Here is a 2,693-nt window from a genome sequence, read left to right as displayed (position 1 = left end):
ATCGACACCATCAACAAGATCCAGGAGAAGCTGACCGCATCCTACGGCCAGACGGATGCCTCCAAGGAAAAGACCCAGACCGAAATCAAGGCGCTTCAGGATCAGTTGAAGGCTTACGCCGACGGCGCCACCTTCTCCGGCACCAACATGCTGTCGGTAAAGACCGCCTCGGGCACGGCCGCCGACGTCAAGATCGTTTCAGCCTTCAACCGCAGCGCCACAGGCTCGGTTTCGATTTCGACGATCGACGTCAACGTGGAAAGCATCAAGCTGTATGATAGCGGTGCGGCCCCGACCACGAAGGGTATCCTCGACGCCGACCGCGTCGGCGCGACCGGCGCCATCGTCGGCACGGCGCAGAACCCGACCCTGGGTGCGGCTGCGGCAGCCGGCGACACCTACTCGGTCGCCACCCTGAAGATCTTCTCCGGTACCACCGCTGCCAGCGACAGCCAGATCTCGGAGATGATGAACGTCGTCGACACCGCGCTCAAGGCCATGACGACCGCTGCCACCAAGCTCGGCGCCGCCAAGAGCTCCATCGACCTGCAGAAGACCTTCACGCAAAGCCTGATGGACTCCATCGACCGCGGCGTCGGCCAGCTCGTCGATGCCGACATGAACAAGGAATCGACCCGCCTCCAGGCCCTGCAGGTTCAGCAGCAGCTCGGTGTCCAGGCGCTGTCGATCGCCAACGGCTCCTCGCAGTCGATCCTGTCGCTCTTCCGCGGCTGATCGCCTTCGACCGATCAAGTTAGACATACGGGCCGCGCCAAAAGCGCGGCCCGTTTTGCGTTTGCTCCCCAATTTGCGTCTTGATCAAGGCTCGCGCAACCCTCGTTCCTTAACCTCTCGAAAGCTGACTTTTAACAGGGCATTAACCATATCACGCTAAGTATGGTTAACCGTTAGCTTACGACAGGTTGTCGAATCGGCCCTGACCGGGACAATCGCAGCCGATGGGCGGGTCGACCCGGCCTGTATGGCATGCCGGCTTAGAGAAGGAGCGAGTTTCTTGGCGAGCATCATGACGAACGCTGCGGCGTTGACTGCACTTCAAAGCCTCAACGCCACCAACAAATCGCTCGAACAGACACAAGCCCGGATCTCGACCGGCTACAGGGTCTCCGAAGCCTCCGACAACGCCGCCTACTGGTCGATCGCCACCACGATGCGGTCCGACAACTCGGCGCTGTCGACGGTGCAGGATGCGCTCGGCCTCGGCGCCTCGAAGGTCGACACCGCCTACACCGGCATGAACAACGTGCTGGACACGATCGGCAAGATCAAGACCAAGCTGCTGTCGAGCGTCGGCCAGTCGGATGCCAACAAGGCAAAGACGCAGACCGAAATCACTACGCTTCAGGCGCAGATGAAGTCCTTTGCCGATGCCGCCACCTTCTCCGGCTCGAACTACCTCTCGGTGACGTCCAAGCAGGTCGCGGCCGCCAATGACGGCGTCCAGCCCGACGCCAAGATCGTCTCCTCGTTCAACCGCACCTCATCCGGCGCCATCTCGCTCGGAACCATCGACATCGATGTCGAAAGCATCAAGCTGTTCGATTCCGGCCTCGCCACCGCCGTCAAGAACCAGGGCATCCTCGACCGCAAGACCTCGATCTACTCCACGGCTGCGGACCAGTCCGCCTACGATGCCGCCTATGCGGCCGCGATCGCCGGCGGCGCCACCGACATCGCCGCCAACACCGCCGGCCAGGCCGCTGTTGGGGGCACGCCCGTCAAGATCGACAACGTCTCCGCCTACAATCTCGACATCACGGCGTCGGGCGTGACCGACGACATCATCACCCAGATGATCACCAAGATCGACAACGTCATGAGTCAGCTCACCGACTCCGCCACCATCCTCGGCGCCGCCAAGAGCAGCATCGACCTGCAGAAGACCTTCACCCAGAGCCTGATGGACTCCATCGACCGCGGCGTCGGTCAGCTCGTCGACGCCGACATGAACAAGGAATCGACCCGCCTCCAGGCCCTGCAGGTTCAGCAGCAGCTCGGCATCCAGTCACTGTCGATCGCCAACAGTTCCTCGCAGTCGATCCTGTCGCTGTTCAAGAACGGCTAACCGTCTTATCTTCCGGATCTATCGAAAGGCCGTGCCTTGGGCGCGGCCTTTTCGCTTGCCGGCTTGTTGTTGCTGTGGTCGTCGTCCTCGCGCGGCACGCGCTTTTTGTGCGTGTCTTTGTCCCAACCCCGCCAGGTTTTGGGCGGCACGCCCTATCATCCTCGCACAAGCTTCGCGGTCTAGTCTTCCGGCGGACAGTCATGCTGGGAGCGCTTGAAACGTGCCGGAACAGATCCAGAGCCTCATCGCGAATCTGCGGGGATTCGGCGTCAGGCGTCTCGCCCTCATGGGCGGCATCGCCGCGCTGGTCATGGCGGTCATCGGCCTCGCCTCGGTCTACCTCAACCGTCCGGCCTACGAGACGCTTTATGTCGGGCTCGACCGCTCCGACGTGAACCAGATCGGCCTGGTGCTGGGCGAGGCCGGCATCGGCTTCGATGTCGGCGCCGACGGAACGTCGGTGCTGGTGCCGGCCGGCACCACCGCGCACGCCCGCATGCTGCTTGCCGAGAAGGGCCTGCCGACCAGCGCCAACGCCGGCTACGAATTGTTCGACAATGTCGGCTCGCTTGGCCTGACGTCCTTCATGCAGCAGATCACCCGCGTG

Annotated in this window: 2 protein-coding genes and 1 pseudogene; all 3 read left to right on the top strand. The window is 62.5% G+C overall.

Translation table 11 applies throughout. From position 1 onward, the window contains the following. On the top strand, nucleotides 1-735 hold a 735-nt coding region (locus EOA38_RS40685; RefSeq protein ID WP_127301196.1), incomplete at its 5' end, for a flagellin. A 280-nt stretch (nucleotides 736-1,015) separates the two neighbouring features. Then, nucleotides 1,016-2,086, top strand: a complete 1,071-nt coding sequence (locus tag EOA38_RS32915) for a flagellin (RefSeq protein ID WP_126092187.1) — start codon at nucleotides 1,016-1,018, stop codon at nucleotides 2,084-2,086. A 220-nt stretch (nucleotides 2,087-2,306) separates the two neighbouring features. Next, a pseudogene (locus EOA38_RS32910) lies at nucleotides 2,307-2,693 on the top strand (flagellar M-ring protein FliF); the annotation flags it as partial.

Source organism: Mesorhizobium sp. M1E.F.Ca.ET.041.01.1.1 (assembly GCF_003997355.1).
Taxonomy (GTDB): Bacteria; Pseudomonadota; Alphaproteobacteria; order Rhizobiales; family Rhizobiaceae; genus Mesorhizobium.
The sequence above is the reverse complement of the archived record's forward strand: the minus strand, read 5'-3'. Positions and strand labels throughout refer to the sequence as shown.